This window comes from Pseudomonas spelaei (genome assembly GCF_009724245.1).
GTDB lineage: Bacteria > Pseudomonadota > Gammaproteobacteria > Pseudomonadales > Pseudomonadaceae > Aquipseudomonas > Aquipseudomonas spelaei.
This window is the reverse complement of record NZ_WNNK01000003.1, coordinates 23,277-41,393: the sequence shown is the minus strand read 5'-3', so window position 1 is coordinate 41,393 and position 18,117 is coordinate 23,277. Positions and strand designations below refer to the sequence as shown.

General features: G+C 61.8%; 16 protein-coding genes. 7 read left to right on the top strand and 9 right to left on the bottom strand.

What is annotated here, in order from left to right; genetic code table 11:
- Positions 1-26: 26 nt before the first annotated feature.
- Positions 27-1,652: an NADP-dependent glyceraldehyde-3-phosphate dehydrogenase gene (locus GNF76_RS04405; RefSeq protein WP_155581961.1), complete on the top strand. Its 1,626-nt coding sequence runs from the start codon at positions 27-29 to the stop codon at positions 1,650-1,652.
- Positions 1,653-1,821: 169 nt separating this feature from the next.
- Positions 1,822-2,877: an FUSC family protein gene (locus tag GNF76_RS04400; protein ID WP_155581960.1), complete on the top strand. Its 1,056-nt coding sequence runs from the start codon at positions 1,822-1,824 to the stop codon at positions 2,875-2,877.
- Here GNF76_RS04400 and GNF76_RS04395 read toward each other — a convergent pair whose 3' ends face one another.
- Positions 2,878-3,741, bottom strand: coding sequence for a LysR family transcriptional regulator (locus tag GNF76_RS04395; protein ID WP_155581959.1), 864 nt, complete (start codon positions 3,739-3,741; stop codon positions 2,878-2,880).
- A gap of 103 nt (positions 3,742-3,844) precedes the next feature.
- Between GNF76_RS04395 and GNF76_RS04390 the strand changes: the two genes are divergently transcribed.
- Positions 3,845-4,726, top strand: coding sequence for an alpha/beta fold hydrolase (locus tag GNF76_RS04390; RefSeq protein WP_155581958.1), 882 nt, complete (start codon positions 3,845-3,847; stop codon positions 4,724-4,726).
- A 195-nt stretch (positions 4,727-4,921) separates the two neighbouring features.
- On the opposite strand, the gene GNF76_RS04385 is transcribed toward GNF76_RS04390, so the two are convergent.
- A complete protein-coding gene (locus tag GNF76_RS04385) occupies positions 4,922-5,677 on the bottom strand; it encodes a TetR/AcrR family transcriptional regulator (RefSeq protein ID WP_155581957.1) in 756 nt (251 codons plus the stop codon).
- A gap of 354 nt (positions 5,678-6,031) precedes the next feature.
- Between GNF76_RS04385 and GNF76_RS04380 the strand changes: the two genes are divergently transcribed.
- The 4 genes from GNF76_RS04380 to GNF76_RS04365 are packed head-to-tail and all read left to right on the top strand — an operon-like array spanning position 6,032 to position 10,661.
- A complete protein-coding gene (locus GNF76_RS04380; RefSeq protein ID WP_155581956.1) occupies positions 6,032-6,736 on the top strand; it encodes an ABC transporter ATP-binding protein in 705 nt (234 codons plus the stop codon).
- Positions 6,733-7,932 carry an ABC transporter permease gene (locus tag GNF76_RS04375; RefSeq protein ID WP_155581955.1) on the top strand — a complete coding sequence of 400 codons (1,200 nt, stop codon included), beginning with the start codon at positions 6,733-6,735 and terminating at the stop codon, positions 7,930-7,932. The genes GNF76_RS04380 and GNF76_RS04375 overlap by 4 nt, the downstream gene beginning before the upstream one ends.
- Positions 7,925-9,409 (top strand): TolC family protein, encoded by a 1,485-nt coding sequence (locus GNF76_RS04370; protein ID WP_155581954.1) that lies wholly within the window; start codon positions 7,925-7,927, stop codon positions 9,407-9,409. Before GNF76_RS04375 ends, GNF76_RS04370 begins: the two co-directional genes overlap by 8 nt.
- Positions 9,399-10,661 (top strand): efflux RND transporter periplasmic adaptor subunit, encoded by a 1,263-nt coding sequence (locus GNF76_RS04365; RefSeq protein ID WP_155581953.1) that lies wholly within the window; start codon positions 9,399-9,401, stop codon positions 10,659-10,661. The genes GNF76_RS04370 and GNF76_RS04365 overlap by 11 nt, the downstream gene beginning before the upstream one ends.
- A 46-nt stretch (positions 10,662-10,707) precedes the next feature.
- Here GNF76_RS04365 and GNF76_RS04360 read toward each other — a convergent pair whose 3' ends face one another.
- The 7 genes from GNF76_RS04360 to GNF76_RS04330 are packed head-to-tail and all read right to left on the bottom strand — an operon-like array spanning position 10,708 to position 17,947.
- A complete protein-coding gene (locus GNF76_RS04360) occupies positions 10,708-12,129 on the bottom strand; it encodes an FAD/NAD(P)-binding protein (RefSeq protein ID WP_155581952.1) in 1,422 nt (473 codons plus the stop codon).
- A gap of 12 nt (positions 12,130-12,141) precedes the next feature.
- On the bottom strand, positions 12,142-12,909 hold the full coding sequence (locus tag GNF76_RS04355) for an ABC transporter ATP-binding protein (RefSeq protein WP_155581951.1): 768 nt from the start codon (positions 12,907-12,909) through the stop codon (positions 12,142-12,144).
- Positions 12,910-12,912: 3 nt separating this feature from the next.
- Complete coding sequence (locus GNF76_RS04350; RefSeq protein ID WP_155581950.1) at positions 12,913-14,253, bottom strand: ABC transporter substrate-binding protein; 1,341 nt, start codon at positions 14,251-14,253, stop codon at positions 12,913-12,915.
- Between the two features lie 23 nt (positions 14,254-14,276).
- Entirely contained in the window at positions 14,277-15,326 is a 1,050-nt protein-coding gene (locus tag GNF76_RS04345; protein ID WP_155581949.1) for a branched-chain amino acid ABC transporter permease, read from the bottom strand.
- 4 nt (positions 15,327-15,330) lie between these two features.
- Positions 15,331-16,212 (bottom strand): branched-chain amino acid ABC transporter permease, encoded by an 882-nt coding sequence (locus GNF76_RS04340; RefSeq protein WP_155581948.1) that lies wholly within the window; start codon positions 16,210-16,212, stop codon positions 15,331-15,333.
- Positions 16,209-16,982, bottom strand: coding sequence for an ABC transporter ATP-binding protein (locus tag GNF76_RS04335; RefSeq protein WP_155581947.1), 774 nt, complete (start codon positions 16,980-16,982; stop codon positions 16,209-16,211). The genes GNF76_RS04340 and GNF76_RS04335 overlap by 4 nt, the downstream gene beginning before the upstream one ends.
- Positions 16,979-17,947, bottom strand: coding sequence for an AMP-binding protein (locus GNF76_RS04330; RefSeq protein ID WP_155581946.1), 969 nt, complete (start codon positions 17,945-17,947; stop codon positions 16,979-16,981). The genes GNF76_RS04335 and GNF76_RS04330 overlap by 4 nt, the downstream gene beginning before the upstream one ends.
- Positions 17,948-18,117: the final 170 nt, after the last annotated feature.

Genomic DNA, 18,117 nt, shown 5'->3' with positions numbered 1-18,117 from the left:
CTTGCAATCAACCATGGGGTAGCGACATGACCACCGACAACCTGCTCGCCCATCTGTTTCCCACTGCCGCCGACATCCCCGAGCAATACCGGCTGGCGGCGCCCATTGAACAGCGCGACTACCTGGTGGACGGCCAGTTGCGGGTCTGGGCCGGTCCCTTGGCCCAGGTGCGCAGCCCGGTGCAACTGCACGGCCCCGATGGCGACACCCCGGTGATCATCGGCAGTACGCCGCTGCTGGATGCCGAGACCGCCTTGACGGCGCTTGATGCCGCCGTGCGTGCTTATGACCGGGGCCAAGGTGCTTGGCCGACAATGCGGGTGGTCGAGCGTATCCAGCACGTCGAAGCCTTTTTACGGCGCATGCGTGAACAGCGGGACGCGGTGGTCAAACTGCTGATGTGGGAAATCGGCAAGAACCTCAAGGATTCGCAGAAAGAGTTCGACCGCACCTGCGACTACATCACCGACACCATCAACGCCCTCAAGGAACTCGACCGCCGCTCCAGCCGTTTCGAACTGGAACAGGACACGCTAGGGCAAATCCGCCGCGTGCCTATGGGTGTGGCGCTGTGCATGGGGCCTTACAACTACCCGCTGAACGAGACCTTCACCACGCTGATCCCGGCACTGATCATGGGCAATACGGTGGTGTTCAAGCCGGCCAAGCTCGGTGTGCTGCTGATTCGTCCGTTACTGGAAGCGTTCCGCGACAGCTTCCCGGCCGGGGTGATCAACGTGATCTACGGCAGCGGCCGGGAAACCGTCAGCGCGCTGATGGCCAGCGGCAAGATCGATATCTTTGCCTTTATTGGCACCAACAAGGCCGCCAGCGACTTGAAGAAACTGCACCCGCGCCCTCACCGCCTGCGTGCGGCCCTGGGCCTGGATGCGAAAAACCCAGGCATCGTGTTGCCCCAGGTGGACCTGGACAATGCGGTCAACGAAGCGGTTACCGGCTCGCTGTCGTTCAACGGGCAGCGCTGCACCGCGCTGAAAATCCTGTTTGTGCATGAAGACGTGGTCGACCGTTTTATCGAGAAGTTCAACCAGAAGCTGTTGACCCTCAAACCCGGCATGCCCTGGGAAGACGGCGTGTCCCTGACGCCATTGCCGGAGCCGGGCAAGGTCGACTACCTGCACGCACTGGTGGCCGACGCCGAAGAGCAAGGCGCCAACGTGGTCAATGCCCATGGCGGTGCCAGTCGTGGATCGTTTTTCTACCCGGCGGTGCTGTACCCGGTGAACACCGCGATGCGGGTCTACCACGAAGAACAGTTCGGCCCGGTGGTGCCGATCGTGCCGTACCGCGACCTGGATACGGTGATCGACTACGTGCTGGAATCGGACTTCGGCCAGCAGTTGAGCATCTTCGGCACCGACCCGGCTGAAGTGGGACGGCTGGTGGACACCTTCGCCAACCAGGTCGGCCGAATCAATATCAATGCCCAGTGCCAGCGCGGGCCGGACACCTTCCCGTTCAACGGCCGCAAGAACTCGGCCGAGGGCACATTGTCGGTACATGACGCACTGCGGGTGTTTTCGATCCGCACGCTGGTGGCGACCAAGTTCCAGGACAGCAACAAGGCCCTGATCAGCGACATCATTCATGATCGGGCGTCGAGCTTTTTGACCACGGACTATACTTTCTGATCTCTCACATTCGGCGCTGGACTCCTGTGGGAGCTGGCTTGCCTGCGATGGCACCTTCACAGCCAACGATGATATTGACTGTTACACCGCTATCGCAGGCAAGCCAGCTCCCACAGGGATCGCCGGCACCCAGACGATCGAGGCTGCCTTGACATCGTTTTCCACACGTATGCCCCCTTTCGCCCGCCGCCTGCTGCGTCCCCTGCTGGACCCTTACCGCCGTTACCGCCACGCCAAACTGATTCACGCCGTACGGGTTTCCCTCGGTTTGCTGGCCACGATCCTGCTGACCACCGGGATCAACCTGCCCCACGGCGAATGGGCCTCGGTGACCATGCTGGTGGTGATCGGCGGTTTGCAGCACCACGGCAATATCGGCAAAAAAGCCGTGGAGCGCGCCTATGGCACCTTGATCGGTGCCAGCGTCGGGTTGCTGCTGGTGGCGCAACAGGCGTACCTGGGCCAGCCGCTGCTGACCTACCTGCTGATGTCGGTGGTCTGCGGGTTCTTTTCCTATCACGCCATCGGCAAGGGTGGGTACACCGCGCTGCTGTCGGCCATCACCGTGTTTATCGTCGCCGGGCATGGCGATAATCCGCTGTCCGACGGCCTGTGGCGCACCGTCGATATCCTGATTGGTATCGCCCTGGCCCTGGCGTTTTCCTTCGCCCTGCCGCTGTATGCCGTGTACTCCTGGCGCTACAACCTGGCCAGTGCGCTGCGCGATTGTGCGGCGATCTACAACCGGATCATCAGCGGCCAGTCGGTCACTGACGATGAACACCTCAAGCTGCTCAGCCGCTTGAACGCGGCCATGGTGCAGCTGCGCTCGCTGATGCCGTCAGTGTCCAAGGAAGTACGGATTTCCATGACGGAGCTGGATGCGATTCAACGGCATCTGCGGATGTGCATCAGCACCCTGGAGATTCTTGGCAATACGCGGCCTGACCCTCGGGATGAACAAGCCATGGCGCGCATGCAAGCAGGGCTCAAGGCAGAACATCGGCAGATTCGGGTGCAATTGATCGGGATGGCTCGGGCGTTGAAATCCGGAGTGACGGAACGCCTGGAGCGGCCCAGTCACGTACACGCAAGCGAAACGACGTTGGAGGCTCCAGTGCACAGTGCGCTGGATGGGTATCGGTTGTTGACGCTGCAATTAGTGGCAAACATTGATGCCATGCGCCAACGTCTGGCCAAGACGGCCAGCCATTGGAAGATTTGATCAACCTCGGCGCAGCGCCTGCACCAGCAGGTCATGCAAGACCTGCAACCTGGGTTCGGGATTCTCACTGCCAAAGCGCAGCACATTCGCCACTTCGGGCAGCGGCAAACGCTGCTCGAATGGCCGGTAGACTTCGATCAGCTTGTCCAGGTGGGCACTGCTGAGTAAACCGATGCCCAGCCCGGCGGCCATCGCCGACACCACGCCTTCCACCGAGCCGCATTCCACCGCGACCTGCCAGCGAATACCCAGGGCACTCAGGCGTTCCTGGGCCAGTTGCCGGTAAAAACATCCAGGGCCAAAAGTGATCAGGCGTACGCCAGCGTCGGCTTCAGGTTGCCAGCCTGGACGGGCGCACCAATGCACATGTTCGGTCCACAACAACTGATCCCTGGCCTCGATACGGTGGGTGAAGTCCTGATGCAGCGCCAAATCCAGCTCACCGTCCATCAGCGCCTGGCGCAGCACATGACTCTGCTCAATCACGATCCGCACATCGAGCTGGCGATGCTGGCGGGAAAACTGCGCCAGCAGGCTCGACAACTCAGCCATGGGCACCTGCTCCGTAGCGCCAAGGCGTACACAGCCTTGTAGTTGCACCGGATTGAAATGGGCGAGCGCCGCATCGTGAGCCTCCAGGATACGCCGGGCATGGATCAGCAGTTGCACACCATCCTCACTGGCCACCAGGCGCTGGCCGTCACGCTGGATCAACGGCCGATCCAACTGCTTTTCCAGGCGTTTTATTTTCCAGCTCACTGCCGACTGACTGAGGTGCAAGCGCTCGGCGGCGCGGGTGACACTGCCGGTTTCAATCACCGTTTGCAGGGCACGTAATACATCGATGGGCAAACGCTGGTTCATGACCTCACCTATGACAAAAACGGGATTACAGAAGAGTAAGTTGTCATTGGTGTCATGACCAGCGCCGCCGTAGGGTGAAGCTCTCACTGCGCGAGGATTTGCCATGACTACCCTGCTCAACGAAACCGTACTGATCAACGGCCAGCGTATTGCCACTGGTCGCCATGGCGCCGGGATTCCGGTGCTGTTGCTGCACGGCACGCCGGCCCACAGCATTATCTGGCGCAACATCGTGCCGCGCCTGACCGCTGCCGGGATGCAGGTTCACCTGTTCGACCTTCTGGGATTTGGTGCCTCGGAGTGCCCACGCCAGGCAGACACGTCAGTGGCGGCGCAAAGCCAATTGGTCGCAGCGCTGCTCGACCATTGGGGACTGCGCCGCGCGCACTTGATGGGGCATGACATCGGCGGCGTCAGTGCGGTGCTGTTTGCCCTGGACCACCCTGAACGGGTGCGCTCACTGACCATCGCCGACTTGCCCAGCTACGATTCCTGGCCCTCCCCGACCTGGCGCGACATTCATGAACGTTTCGACGAATACGCCCGAATGCCCGCAGACCAGCATCGAGCACTGATGGCGCGTCAGATCGGGATGGCCGTCTTCAACAAAACGTTGATGCAGGGCCCATTGCTGGAGGCCTACCTGGCGCCGATCAGCGGCGTGATTGGCCAGCCGGCGTTCTATCAGCATCAGGTGGCCCATTACGACTCGCGTTATACCCGCGACTTTGCCGAACGCCTGCCCGGCATGGACCTGCCTGTACAGATTCTGTGGGGGGCCGACGACGAATGGCAGCCCGTTGAATATGCGCACCGACTGCTGGGGGATATCCCTGGGGCAACCTTGCATGTGCTGGAAAATGCCGGACACTTTCTGATGGAAGACGCCCCGGAGCGGGTCAGTGAATACCTGCAGGGCTTTATCTATCAGACAGATCCCGAGGTACTCGATGTAACTCGTCGCCCCGTTTACACAACCGAATAGATTCACACTTTCACTTACAATTTTTTCACGAATTATTCACATCCACCACCGTAGGGTGAAGCCTCATCCGTTACAAACGTGTCATCTAAAGCCCGCCGCCCCAGCGGGTTTTTTTTGCCTGCGTTTTAGCTGGGGTTGAACCAGGGAAGGTGTGTCGAGAGATAGCGCGCCGGCTCATTGCGAGCCGGCTTCAGGTCAGCGTGCAGCCTTGCTCAGCGTCGCTGCTGGCGCTTGTTCGCGAATCGCCCGCTGGGTATCCAGTACCCGCGCCAAGGCAGTTTCCGCCTCGGGGCTTTGCTGTGGCACACGAATGGCTGCCGATACCAGGGTGATCAGCTTGGCCATGACTTCTGCGTCAGTGGCTGGCCGTCCCAGGCTCATGGAGTTCATCAGCAAGCGCAGTTCAGTACCGGCCATCACGCCGGAGATCGCCTTGAGGGCAAATTGCAGGCGTACCCCCAGCTCGTTGCGCGGCAAGTCCGGCAGCGCCAGGGCGAAGGCTTCGAAGAAACGCTGAAATACCGGTTGGTAATGCACCTTGAGGTATTCCTGGATAAACGGTGAGGTGTCGCTGTACACCCGCCCCAGGAAACGGATAAAGGAACGCCCTTCGCCGCTGGCCGGGTCGGCGCGTTCCATGCCCATGGCCGGCGCGAACAACACACCCAGCAAGGTGTCGCAATCCAGCGGGCCATCGGATTCAGCCTCGCAGCGCGCCAGCAACTCCAGGCGCTGCTCGTTGAGCGGCTCCAGGCGCTGCATCAGCAAGGTCTTCATCAGGGAGTCTTTGTCCCCGAAGTGGTAATTCACCGCAGCGAGATTGACCTGGGCCCTCTCGGTAATCTGCCGCAACAAAACAGCGTCATAGCCGTATTTGATGAAAAGAGCCTCTGTCGCATCCAGCAATCGAGTCTTGGTAACGTTTGGAGCGCTGAGTTTCTTCGCGACCATAGGGGTTCCACGTGGGAAATATTATGTTTTAAAAATAAATTTGATTTTTTATACCGGGGGCGCGATTCGAAAGCAAGTAGTGACACTGCGCCATCCCTCCACGAGGACACCGCTGGCCGCCGCGCGAGTGTTGACTACCAGCACCTTGCACAGTGGGATTGCATGGCTGCTCGGAGGGGTAAAACCGCTCTATCTCTGTGGCTGGCGGAGTAGGATGATCGAGGTTACTATTCAAACAATATTTTAAAAACAAGAAATAAAACCAGTCCGTGACGTGTCCCAGGCAGCCCCTGAACTTGTTACAAAAATTTTCAGGGATGTGACAGGAGCGTCGAGGCTGCAGGCGTAGTCACGATGACAGATACCCCCACGCTCCCAGGCTTCATTTCCCTGCAAGGCATCGGCAAAAGCTATCAGCTGGCCGGGCAGCATCTGTCCATTCTTAATGATGTGTGCCTGTCCATCACCCACGGCGACAGTTGCGGCATCCTCGGCGCTTCCGGCTCCGGCAAGAGCACCCTGCTCAATATCCTCGGTCTGCTGGACCTGCCCGACAGCGGCCAATACCACTTTGCCGGCCATGACATTTTCAGCTCCAGTCCCGATCAACTGGCAGCCATCCGTAATCAACAAATCGGTTTTGTGTTCCAAAGCTTCAACCTGCTGCCGCGCCTGAGTGCCCTGGACAATGTCGCCCTGCCCCTGAGCTATCGCGGTATCTCCCGTCACGAGTCAGTAGAACAGGCACTGCGCATGCTCGATCAGGTGGGCCTGGCCGAACGTGCCCACCATCGTCCGGCCGACCTGTCCGGCGGCCAGCGCCAGCGGGTGGCGATCGCCCGGGCGCTGGTGGGCAAGCCCTCGGTGATCCTCGCCGACGAACCCACCGGCAACCTCGACAGCCACACCGCCCAGGACATCATGGACCTGCTGCTGACCCTCAACCGCGAGCAGCAGGTCACGCTGATTATCGTCACCCACGACCCGCACATTGCCGAACGCCTGAATCGCAAGATCCTGGTGCGCAATGGCGTGGTGCAAGAGGCTGGGTGCCTATGAGCCTGCGGGTCGAACAGAGCCTGAGCCAACTGCTGCACGAGGCGTTTGTCAGCCTGCGAACCCTGGGCAAGCGTTCGATCCTGGCCTTGCTGGGGATCGTCATCGGCAGCTCTTCGGTGGTTGCACTGATCAATATCGGCCACAACGCCGCCGAAGACGCAGCGGCGATTTTCAAGGACATGGGCACCGACACCCTGGTGGCACAATTCCCGCCGCGCGGCAGCAGCACCGCGCCCATGCGCGCCAGCCTGGACCTGGCCGCCATACGCAAAACCGTGCCGGGCATCGCACATATCGGTGCGATTTCGCAGTTCAGCGGTCCGGTGGTGTTCCATGGCCGCACGTTCAATACAGGGATTATCGGCAGCACACCGGACTTGAAGGACGCCATGCGCCTGTCCCTGCGCGAAGGGCGTTTCCTGTCGCCGTTTGACGGTGGTGAAATCTATGCGGTGATTGGCGATCAGGTCGCCCAAGCCCTCAGCCTGCCGGGTGACCCGTTGCAACTGGGGGACCGGGTGCGGATCAGCGACTACCTGTTCCTGATCGTCGGCATCCTTCAGAGCCAGCCCCGGTCAATGCTGATTCCGGTACAGGCCAACGAAGCCATGTTTATCCCCGCCGAGGGCATGCGCCGCATCTACCCCACGCCACAAATCAGCAATGTGGTGATCCGCGCCACGCCGGGCCAGGACATGGAACGCATCGCGCGCGATGCCGCCACCGCGCTGAAAACCCAACTTACCGACCACGATGTCGACATCCAGGTGCCCCAGCAAATGATCGATGGCATGACCCGGCAAAGCCGCACCTTCGCCTACCTGTTGTTGGCCCTGGGGGCGATTTCTCTGGTGGGCGGCGGCGTTGGCGTGATGAATGTAATGCTGATGAACGTCTCGGAGCGACGTCGGGAAATCGGTATTCGCATGGCCCTGGGCGCGCGCCAGCGGGACATTCGCAACCTGTTTTTGCTGGAAGCCGTCACCCTCACCGCCGTCGGGGCCTTGTGTGGCGCCGTGCTGGGCATGAGCGCCGCTTATCTCTACGCGTGGCTATCCGGCTGGCAGTTTTCCCTGGCAATAGCCGCTTTGCCCTTGGGGGTGGGCAGCACGTTGCTGGTGGGGCTGTTTTTTGGCATCTACCCGGCGGTGTCGGCCTCGCGGTTGCAGCCGGTGGAGGCGTTGCGTGATGAATAAACGCCACGTTCTGCTGTTGATCGGCCTGATCAGCTTGCCCAGCCTGGCCGCCGAAGTGGTGATCAATCCCTCGGCGCCGAGCACCACCCGCAGCGGCTATGAGCGCAGTGTGTCCCTCAGCAACCAGACCACCACCCTGACCCTGGGTGACGCGGTTTACCTGGGCCTGCGCAACAACCCGGCGATTCGCAGCAGCTATCTGCAACGGGTCGCGCAAAAGTTCGACCTGCGGGTGGCCGAAGACACCTTCAACCCCAAACTCGTGCTCAACAGCTACTACCGCGCCAACCGGGGCTCGGCAGACAACGCCCGCAATAGCAACGTGGCACCCGCCGCCACCTTACTCGGCGAATACGGTACCCGGCTGAGCATGTCCTGGACCCAACAGATGAATAACGCCAACCGTGCCGGGCGCTTTCGCAGCGACGGCCTCGACCTGGCAATCATCCAGCCGCTGATGCGCGGTGCCGGCTGGGATGCCACCACCGCGCCGCTGCGCCTGTCGCGGCTGGCAGAGCAGGCCAATCGGCTGAACCTCAAGGCCACCGTGGCACAAACCATCAGCCAGATCATCGCCACCTACCGCGAACTGCTGCGGGCCCAGGAACAACTGAGCATCGTCCAGGACGCGCTCAAGCGCGCAAACACCTTGCTTGAGGTCAACAAAGCGCTGATCGTCGCCGGGCGCATGGCCGAGTTCGAGATCGTACAGACCGAAGCCGACATTGCCACCCAGCAACTGGGCGTGGAAGAAGCCCAGAACCAACTGGACACCAGCCGCCTGTCCCTCCTGCGCTTGCTCGCGCTGGACCTGTCCACGCCGATTCGTGCCACCGAAGCCCTGGAAGCCACGCGCATGGAGATCGACAAACGCCAGGCCTTTAATCTTGCCCAGAACCAGCAGCCGGAATACCTGGCCGCCCTGCTCGGCAGCCAGCAAGCCGACCTCAACCTGGTGATCGCCAAGGACTCGGGGCGTTGGCAGGTGGACCTGATCGCCGGGGGCAATCAGTTTCGCGATGCCTATAACAACGACAGCGGCAATACCAACACCCGCCGCTGGGACAGCTACGCTGGCATTCAGGTGCAGATCCCCATCGGCGACATCAGCACACGCCAGGCCGAGGTGCACGCCCGGGTCGATGTGGAAAACCAGCAGATCGCCATCGACGACGCCAAGCAACAACTGGAACGCAACGTCAACGATGTGGTGCGCGACCTGGGCACCCGCTGGCGCCAGTATGAAATCTCGCAACGGGCAGTCGAGCTGTCCAAGCGCAAGATCGAAATTGAACGGGAAAAACTCAGCGCCGGGCGCTCCACCAACTTCCAGGTGCTGAGTTTCGAGACCGACCTGCGCAACGCCGAAAACTCGCGGCTCAATGCACTGATTGCCTATTTGAATGCCCAGACCCAGCTCGACCTGACCCTGGGCATGACTCTGGAAAGTTGGGAAATCGCCCTCAATGACTACTAATCGAAAACGCCTGCTGGGCGCCGTATTGATCGTGCTGTTGGCCGGTGCCGGGGTCACGCTGGTCAGCTATCGCAGCCCCGCCGCCGACCAGCCCGCGACAGCCGAACAATGGCTGGCGGTGAAGACCGATCCACTGGTGCACCAGATTGGCCTGGTGGGCAAGATCGAGCCCGACACCACCATCACCCTCACCGCGCCCTTCGACGGCAACGTGCAAGCCAATCTGGTGGAACAGGGCCAACGGGTGGACGCCGGCCAGGTGCTGTTGCGCATGGACCCGTCCACCCTCGAAGTGCAACTGCGCGACGCCCTCTCCGCCCAGCTCAAGGCCCGGCGCACCGTGCAGGAAATGCAGGACTGGGACAGCGGCCAACTGGTCGGCCGCGCTCGGCGCAGCCTGCGCACGGCCCAAATGACCGCCGGCAACACTCAACGCAAATTGACTGAAAGCGAAAACCTGTTCAAACGCGGCATCATCCCCCGCAACGAACTGGACGACCTCAAGCAACAGGCCCAGCAACAACAGCTGGACCTGACGGCCGCCCGCAGCGAATTGCAACAGGCGCTGGACCAGGGCAAAGGCGAATACCGGCAGATCGCCGATATGGAACTGACCAATGCCACGGTGAAATATGAAGCCTTGCGCACGCTGCTCGATGGCAAGGAAGTCAAGGCGCCGTTCTCTGGCATCGTGGTGCCGGCGCCTGGCAGCAGTTCGCCCCAAGGGGGAGCCGCCAACAACACACCGGTGCAGGCCGGCAGCAAGGTCAACCAGGGCCAGGTGCTGTTCGGACTGGCCAATATCGAACGCTTGAAAATCGTCGCCAAGGTCTCGGAACTGGACATCAACCAGTTACACCAGGGCCAGGCGGTGGAAGTCATGGGCGATGGCTTTGACGGTGAACGGCTGACCGGTTCCGTCAGCGTGGTCAGCGGCCTGGCAATTGCCAGTGAAGCCCAAGGCAGTGCGCAATTCCCGGTGACCCTGTCGATTCCCAAGCTGACCCCGCCACAACTGCAACGGGTACGCCTGGGCATGAGCGCCCGGCTGACCATCGTTACTTACAACAATGACCAGGCGATCATCGTGCCGGCGCAGGCGATCACGCGCGGGGACAGTGGGTTGTCGGTGGAGTATCGGGCGGCGATGGACAAGCCGGTGGAACGGGTGAGTGTGACGACGGGGCAGTCGACAGCGCAGGGGGTTGAAGTGTTTGGGCTTAAACCGGGGTTTGTGAAAGTCGGGTCCTGAAACCCTGCAAATTCAATGTGGGAGCGGGCTTGCCCGCTCCCACATTTTAGAGCTGCGCCAGCTTTGCCGCCAACGCCTTCGCCTGGCTCGCCACATCCGTCACCGCCGTACTCTCCCACCACATCCCTCGCAACGGCGGCCCCATGGCGAATAGCCGCGGGCTAGCGTGCCCCTGCGCATCCAACACCGCACCCGACACATCCGCAGCAATCCCCAACGCCAACGGCCCCGGCTGAATCAAACCGCGAGCCAGCAGTTGCCGGGGCAATGGCCGGGCCACGCGGCGCCAGTCATATTCAATGCCACTGGAGTTGATCAGCGCAGCTCCCGTCACCAGCATGCTCTGCTGCTCACCGCGACGCCGCAGACGAATACTCACCTCGCCTGCCACTGACGGTTCCAAGCCCTTGAACGAAGCGGCCTGAATGCGCAATCGCCCCTCCCCGTGCAAACGCGCCACCAACTCAGCACTCAAGGGCGGCGAACGGTGGTGATGGCTTTCCCACCAAGGCCGCACATGCCGTACAAACTGACGTTTTTCAGGCTCGCTGGCCTGGCTCCACAAGCGTCCGATATGCCCCCGCACAGTGTCCAGCGGTGCTTGCCAATCGATACCCTGATCCAGCGCGACCCGGCACTGGCGGCGTACTTCACGCAACAACTGCCGAGGGCTGCGAATCGTGTGATCTTCAGCCAAGAAATCCACCCAGCTCGGCGGTTGCCGGCGCACGTGGGGCAGCAAACCGTGGCGCGAAAAAATCTCGATAGGCCCGCGATGCCCGGCCTGCTCCAGCGATACCACGGCATCGACCATGGTCAGCCCGGAACCGATGATCAGCACCGTCGACTGCGGGTCCAGTTCGGTCATCACGCTGACATCCCACGGGTCGACCGCTGCGGCGTTGAGACCACTGGAGAAGGTCTGTGGCGTGCGCGCCGCCGGGAACATGCCCGTGGCCAATACTGCAAAAACCCCCTGCAATTGCTGGCCGTTGTCCAGAGTCAGCAGCGTCGAGTGTTCCTCGACCTGCAGGTCGATCACCTCGGCGCGAATATGTTCTACCGTGGATTGGGACGCAGCCTGGGCTTCGGCCAGCCGCTGCTGCGCGTACAAGCCAAAAATCCCCCGAGGTGGAAACAGCTCGCTGACCGGCACAGGCTGCTGGTCCGACTCCGGCCAGCCGCCGTTGGCAATGTACTCGGTCAGCCACTGGGTCAAGTCATCGGCATTGTCCGGGTCGACACTCATGCGCGCCGCGTTGCCGTTCAAGGTATGGCCCAACTCCACCGCGCTGTAGGCTTCGCCTCGCCCCAACTCACGGCGCGGCTCGATCACCAGGATCTGCCGCTGACCCGACTGGCGCAGCAGTTGCGCAGCCAGCATCGTACCGCTCAGGCCACCGCCGATGATCAGCACATCGGCCTGGCGGATGGCGCTCGTCGCCTGTCCGCGTTGGGTTTCTCTCATGAACATGCGCCCTTACTGTCTGCCCAGATAGATGTCATGCAAATCACCCCGCGCCAGCAATTCGGCTGCGCTGCCACTCAGGACGACTCGCCCAGTATCCAGCACATAACCCTGGGACGCATAGTTGAGGGCGACATTGATATTTTGCTCAGCGATCAAAAAACTCACCTGCTGCTCGCGATTGAGTTGGCTGATGATCTCGAAAATCTCCTGGACGATCATCGGCGCCAAGCCCATGGAGGGCTCGTCCAACAGCACCAGCGTCGGACGGGTCATCAGCGCCCGGCCGATGGCGACCATCTGCTGTTCGCCACCGGAGGTCAGCCCGGCACGGGTATGGCGCTTGGTCTTGAGACGCGGAAACCAGGTGTAGATCCGCTCCAGATCCTGCTCCATGTCCTTGCGGCTCAAGCGCCGCACGAAGCCGCCGCTGCGCAGGTTATCTTCCACCGTCAGTTGGCCAAACACGTGCCGGCCCTCCAGCACATGGACCATGCCCTGGCGCACGCGCTGGCTGGGGTCGACCCCGGCCAGATCATGCCCCTGGTACTCGATCACACCTCGGCTGACCTCAGCCCGTTCCGCCCGCACCAGACCAGAAATCGCCTTGAGGGTGGTGCTTTTGCCCGCGCCATTGGCGCCGAGCAAGGCGACGATGGCGCCTTTTGGCACACTCAGGGACACCCCGGCCACGGCCAGGATCGCGCCGTCGTAGATCACTTCAATGTCATTGACCTGAAGCAGCGCCGGGCTCCACGGCTCGCGGACAGCTTCGCTCATGGCTTATTCATCCCCGGTGCAGGTGCGCGGCGTCAGGCCTTTTTCCTTGGCGAACGCAGCGGACTTCTCGTCGATCAGCGGACGCAGCAGGGCACGGTCGGCAGCGATCCAGTCGCTGATCAACGTCCAGTTGGCACCATCCCATTGCTGGACTCGTGCTGAACCGCCGCCTTCATGGTCGCGGCACGAGAGCTTGAGGTTCTGCATCAAGCCCAGGTAGCCCATGTCCTTGAGGCGTGCGTCGTCGATGTTCAGGTGCTCCAGGCCCCAGCGCCCTTCTTCACCGTTAAGCGGGCGCTTGCCGAACTTGGCCTGGCCGGTGCGAATCGCTTCCACGGCCACGGCGGCATTCACCAGGCCCGAGTTGTAGTAGACGCTGCCAAAGTTCTTCAGGTCCTTGAGGTCGCTGTGGCCTTTGTCGAGCACGTATTGCTTGAGCCGTTTGTGGATCTCGAAATCGCTGCCCGCCGGGTACGGCGTCAGCGCCAGGTAACCCTTGGCGGCAGCGCCGGCGGGCAATACGTCTTCACTGGAACTGGCCCAGATGTCACCGATGATATGGTCCACCGGGAAGCCGAAGCGCGCAGCGGTCTTGACCGCCACCGGGGTCGATACGCCCCAGGTACGCAGGAACACCCAGTCCGGATTGGCCTGGCGCACCTGGCGCCATTGCGCCGACTGTTCGTTGCCGGGATCGGCCACGGGAATCTGGATGTTTTCGAAACCGTATTTCTCGGCCAGCAACTTCAGCGGCCCGAGGGTTTCCCGGCCATAGGCGGAGTCGTGGTAAACGGTGGCGATTTTCTTGCCCTTGAGCTTGTCGAACCCGCCTTCGCGCTGGGCGATGTAGTTCACCAGGGTTGAAGCTTCGCTGTAGAAGGTCAGCATCACCGGGAAGTTATAGGGAAACACCGTACCGTCAGTGGCTTCGGTGCGCCCGTAACCGAGGGTGATCAGCGGAATCTTGTCCACCTCGGCCCGCTCGCTCAAGGCATAGGCAGCAGGCGCACCGTTAGGCTGGTAAACCGCAACCGGCGCGCCGTCCAGGCCATTCTTGAAACGCTCATAGCACTCGATGCCCTTCTCCGCCGTCCATTCGGTCTCGCACTCCTGCCACACCAGCTTGACGCCGTTGATGCCGCCTTCGACCTCATTGATATAACGCAGGTAATCGATCATCCCGGCCCACACCTGCACACCGCTGGAGGCATAGGCGCCGACGCGGTAGGTGGCCAGCGGAATGAATTGTTGGTCGGGCGAAGCCATGGCCTGCGGGACTGCGCCCGCCAATGCCGCCAGCGCGAAAGCAGCGCCGGCCAGGGAACGTTTCAAGGATGCACGCATGGAGATTCTCTTAAGGGACGGATTCAAAAACGCAGCGGCCATTGGCGCAGCCGTTCACGCACGTTGTGCAACAGGCGAATCAAGCCCTCGGGTTCCTTGATCAGGAACACGATGATCAACACGCCAAAGATGATTTTTTGCAGGTTCTGCAACTGCCCGGCATCCACCGAGCCACCGAACAACGCTTGCCCGGCATGGCTGAGAAAGATCGGCAGCAAACTGATGAACGCCGCGCCGACGAAGTTGCCGGCAATGCTGCCCATGCCGCCGATAATGATGATGAACAGGATCTGGAACGAGCGATTGATATCGAAGCTGCTGGCACTCGCGGTGCCCAGATACGCGAACGCCCACAACGCGCCGGCAATCCCCAGGTAGAACGAACTGACGGCAAATGCCAGGCGCTTGTAGCGCACCACCGGAATGCCGACCACAGCGGCGGCGGTGTCCATGTCACGGATCGCCATCCAGTTGCGGCCCACCTGGCTGCGCACCAGGTTCACGGCGGTCCAGGTCAACAGCAGCACCGTCACCAGGGTCAGTAGATAACGGCCCACAGGCGTGTTGAGGTCATGGCCGAACAGCGCAAGCTTCGGCGCGGAAATGGTCCCGGAGGAGCCATAGTTGTAGAACCAGGGGAATTTGACGAACAGCCATTCGAGGAAAAACTGCGCCGCCAAGGTGGTGACCATCAGGTAGAAGCCCTTGATCCGCGAACTGGGCAGGCCGAACACCAGCCCCACCACGGCACTGATAATCCCGCCGCCCAGTAAGGCGACCGGCAAGCCCAACTCCGGCAGGCGCAGCAGGAAACCGTACGTGGCAAACGCGCCAACCGCCATGAAGCCTGCCGCGCCGACCGACGTCTGACCGGTGTAACCGGTCAACAGGTTCAAGCCCAGCCCGGCCAGTGACAGCACCAGGAACGGAATCAGAATCGCGTTGAGCCAATAGTCATTGCCCCACAGCGGTACCACGATGAAGGCTAGCCCCAACAGGCCAATCAGGCCCCAGGGCAAGCGTCGTTGAATCAACAACAATGGCGCGGTTTCATGGGCAACAGGGATCGACATGCTTTCAGACTCGCTCGATGGCGCGCTCGCCGAACAGGCCGGCGGGACGGATATACAGGAAGGCCAGGGCCAGGACATAGGCGAACCACGGCGTGATACCGCCGCCGATCAGCGGGCCGATGTACACCTCGGCGAGGTTCTCCGCCGCACCGACGATCAGCCCGCCGACAATCGCCCCGCCAATCGAGGTGAAGCCGCCGATGATCAACACCGGCAACGCCTTGAGCACCACCAGCGACAGGGAAAACTGCACGCCCTGGCGCGCGCCCCAAAGCAACCCGGCCACCAGCCCGACCACTCCGGCCACCGCCCAGACGATCTGCCAGATGCGGTTGAGGTTGATGCCGATGGACAACGCCGCGGTGGTGTCATCCGCCACTGCCCGCAGCGACACCCCGATGCGGGTCTTGTTGAACAGCAACGCCAGCGCCGTCACCAGCACCACGGCGGCCGCTGCGGCAATCAGGTCAAACTGGCTGAGCATCAGTGGCCCGAGAAACAGCGGCACATCGTCGATGCCCAGGTCGAGGGCGCGTACCTGTGAGCCCATCAAGCCCTGGGCCAGGCCTTCGATGATGAAGGACAGGCCGAGAGTGGCCATGAACAAGGTGATCTGCGAGCGGTTCACCAACGGACGCAATACAAGCCGTTCGATGAGTAAGGCGCCGACGATCATCACGAGCACCGTCAGCAACAAGGCCAGGGCAAACGGCACGCCTTGATCGTGCAGGCTGACGAACGTCAGGGCGGCGAACAGCAACATTGAGCCCTGGGCAAAATTGAACACGCCGCTGGCCTTGTAGATCAGCACAAAACCGATGGCGACCAACGAATACATGGTGCCCGCGAGCAGGCCACCGAGCAGGGTTTCGAAAAAGAACGTCATGGGCTGACCACTCCCAGATAGGCCGCGATGACGTCGGGGTTGGCCTGCACCTGCGTTGGCGTGCCGTCACCCACCTTGCGTCCGTAATCGAGCACCACCACGTGGTCCGACAGGCCCATCACTACGCCCATGTCGTGCTCGATCAGCACGACGGTGGTGCCGAGGTCGCGGTTCACGTCAGCCACGAAGCGCGCCATTTCCTGCTTCTCCTCGGCATTCATGCCAGCCATCGGTTCGTCCAGCAGCAATAGGCGGGGACCGGCGATCAACGCCCGCCCCAGTTCCACGCGCTTTTGCAGGCCGTATGAAAGGTTGCCCACCAGCACCTCGCGGTGGGCTTGCAGTTCGAGGAAGTCGAGGATGCCCTGGGCGCGCTGGAGGAAGGCTTCAGCCTCGCGCCGCGCTCTGGGCAAGCCGAGGGCTTGTTCGATGAAGGTGCTGCGGGTATGCCGGGACAGGCCCGTGAGGATGTTGTCGATCACGCTCATCTTCTTGAACAAGGCATTGTTCTGGAACGTGCGGCCAATGCCTCGACGCGCCGCCCCCAATGGGTCGATGCGGTGAAAATGCTGCTGCTCGAACACGATCTCGCCGGCATCGAATCGGTACACACCATTGAGCACGTTGAGCAGCGAGCTTTTACCGGCGCCGTTGGGGCCGATCAATGCGCAGATCTCACCGCGTTGCACGTCAAAGGACAAGGCGTTGATGGCCTTGACTCCTTTGAAGGACAGGGAAATGTCGCGCACCTGGAGAATGGCCTCGCTCATGCGATATCCCGTTTGAATTCGGCCAGCCATTGCGGCTCGGTGCTGTTCTGCCGGGTAGCCGGGGCCTGCCAGATGTACTGCAAGCGCTGGAACCCCAGCAGCCGCCGTACACGATTTTTGATCAGCCGACGCAGGCCGCTTTGCGGATGGGCGATAGCCCAGTCGGACAACCGACGGCGCCAGGTGCCGGGCGCAGCCAGGCGGCTTTCGATCTCATCGGCCAGGTGCTGCAAACGCGCAGGTGACAGCAGCAAACCGGTGGGTGCGACTTCGCTGCGATCGCGCCGGGCCGAGCCACGGCTTTCCGGGAAGGCCAGGTTCTGGCCGCTGCTCAGCCATTGCTCCAACACCACGGCCAGGCCGCCTTGCCAGTGGGTGCCCTCCTCGCTCCACAACGCGGTTTCGCCGCTGGCCTGCCACCAGCGGCTGAGGCGTCGCGCAGGGTCCACGGGGCCAAGCAATTGGGCGAACGCCAGTACCCCATTCCCAGGCGCCGCTTGCTCGGTGATCAACCACCGAGGTGCGGCACTGCTACCGGCCACCGCCAGCCAGTGCTGCACCTGTTGCCGGCCCTGGACGTAGGCGTGCGTCGGGCGCAGGCGCCACAGCAGTTTGTGCAACGTGGTGGGTTCCAGGTCATCGGCCAGGGTCAAGAGCTGCCCGCCGATGGACTCGGCGGCCAGGGCCAGCAGCAATAGATTGGGTTCGAAGGCACCGCTCAAGGCCAATCGCGATTGCTCGGTAAAACCCTGCTGGCGAAGTCCGTCAGCCAGACGTTCGACATCCCGCAGGGCGTCGATCCAGCGCCAGGCATACCACCGGCCATGACGCTTGTGGCGCAATGCGGTATGCAGCGGGCTGACCTGTGCCCAGTGATGCAATTGTTCCAGGGCCTTGGGCAAGCCCGTGACCCATTCGGCAGGCCATTCCACGTCCAGCGGACGGTTGAGTGTGTGCACGCTCATAGGGGTGATGCTCCTATTGGTGGGTAAGCGTGCGGTGGTCCGCTGGCTGAAATCGATAAAACAATGAAGATCAAATGTGGGAGCTGGCTTGCCTGCGATAGCGGTGGGTCAGCCTGCTTTTTCGGTGCTGATACACCGCTATCGCAGGCAAGCCAGCTCCCACACTGATT

Bases quoted from the DNA above. Each gene is read 5' to 3' on its own strand.
- GNF76_RS04405 (WP_155581961.1), top strand. From the start codon at position 27: ATGACCACCGACAACCTGCTCGCCCATCTGTTTCCCACTGCCGCCGAC.
- GNF76_RS04400 (WP_155581960.1), top strand. From the start codon at position 1,822: ATGCCCCCTTTCGCCCGCCGCCTGCTGCGTCCCCTGCTGGACCCTTAC.
- GNF76_RS04395 (WP_155581959.1), bottom strand. From the start codon at position 3,741: ATGAACCAGCGTTTGCCCATCGATGTATTACGTGCCCTGCAAACGGTG.
- GNF76_RS04390 (WP_155581958.1), top strand. From the start codon at position 3,845: ATGACTACCCTGCTCAACGAAACCGTACTGATCAACGGCCAGCGTATT.
- GNF76_RS04385 (WP_155581957.1), bottom strand. From the start codon at position 5,677: ATGGTCGCGAAGAAACTCAGCGCTCCAAACGTTACCAAGACTCGATTG.
- GNF76_RS04380 (WP_155581956.1), top strand. From the start codon at position 6,032: ATGACAGATACCCCCACGCTCCCAGGCTTCATTTCCCTGCAAGGCATC.
- GNF76_RS04375 (WP_155581955.1), top strand. From the start codon at position 6,733: ATGAGCCTGCGGGTCGAACAGAGCCTGAGCCAACTGCTGCACGAGGCG.
- GNF76_RS04370 (WP_155581954.1), top strand. From the start codon at position 7,925: ATGAATAAACGCCACGTTCTGCTGTTGATCGGCCTGATCAGCTTGCCC.
- GNF76_RS04365 (WP_155581953.1), top strand. From the start codon at position 9,399: ATGACTACTAATCGAAAACGCCTGCTGGGCGCCGTATTGATCGTGCTG.
- GNF76_RS04360 (WP_155581952.1), bottom strand. From the start codon at position 12,129: ATGAGAGAAACCCAACGCGGACAGGCGACGAGCGCCATCCGCCAGGCC.
- GNF76_RS04355 (WP_155581951.1), bottom strand. From the start codon at position 12,909: ATGAGCGAAGCTGTCCGCGAGCCGTGGAGCCCGGCGCTGCTTCAGGTC.
- GNF76_RS04350 (WP_155581950.1), bottom strand. From the start codon at position 14,253: ATGCGTGCATCCTTGAAACGTTCCCTGGCCGGCGCTGCTTTCGCGCTG.
- GNF76_RS04345 (WP_155581949.1), bottom strand. From the start codon at position 15,326: ATGTCGATCCCTGTTGCCCATGAAACCGCGCCATTGTTGTTGATTCAA.
- GNF76_RS04340 (WP_155581948.1), bottom strand. From the start codon at position 16,212: ATGACGTTCTTTTTCGAAACCCTGCTCGGTGGCCTGCTCGCGGGCACC.
- GNF76_RS04335 (WP_155581947.1), bottom strand. From the start codon at position 16,982: ATGAGCGAGGCCATTCTCCAGGTGCGCGACATTTCCCTGTCCTTCAAA.
- GNF76_RS04330 (WP_155581946.1), bottom strand. From the start codon at position 17,947: ATGAGCGTGCACACACTCAACCGTCCGCTGGACGTGGAATGGCCTGCC.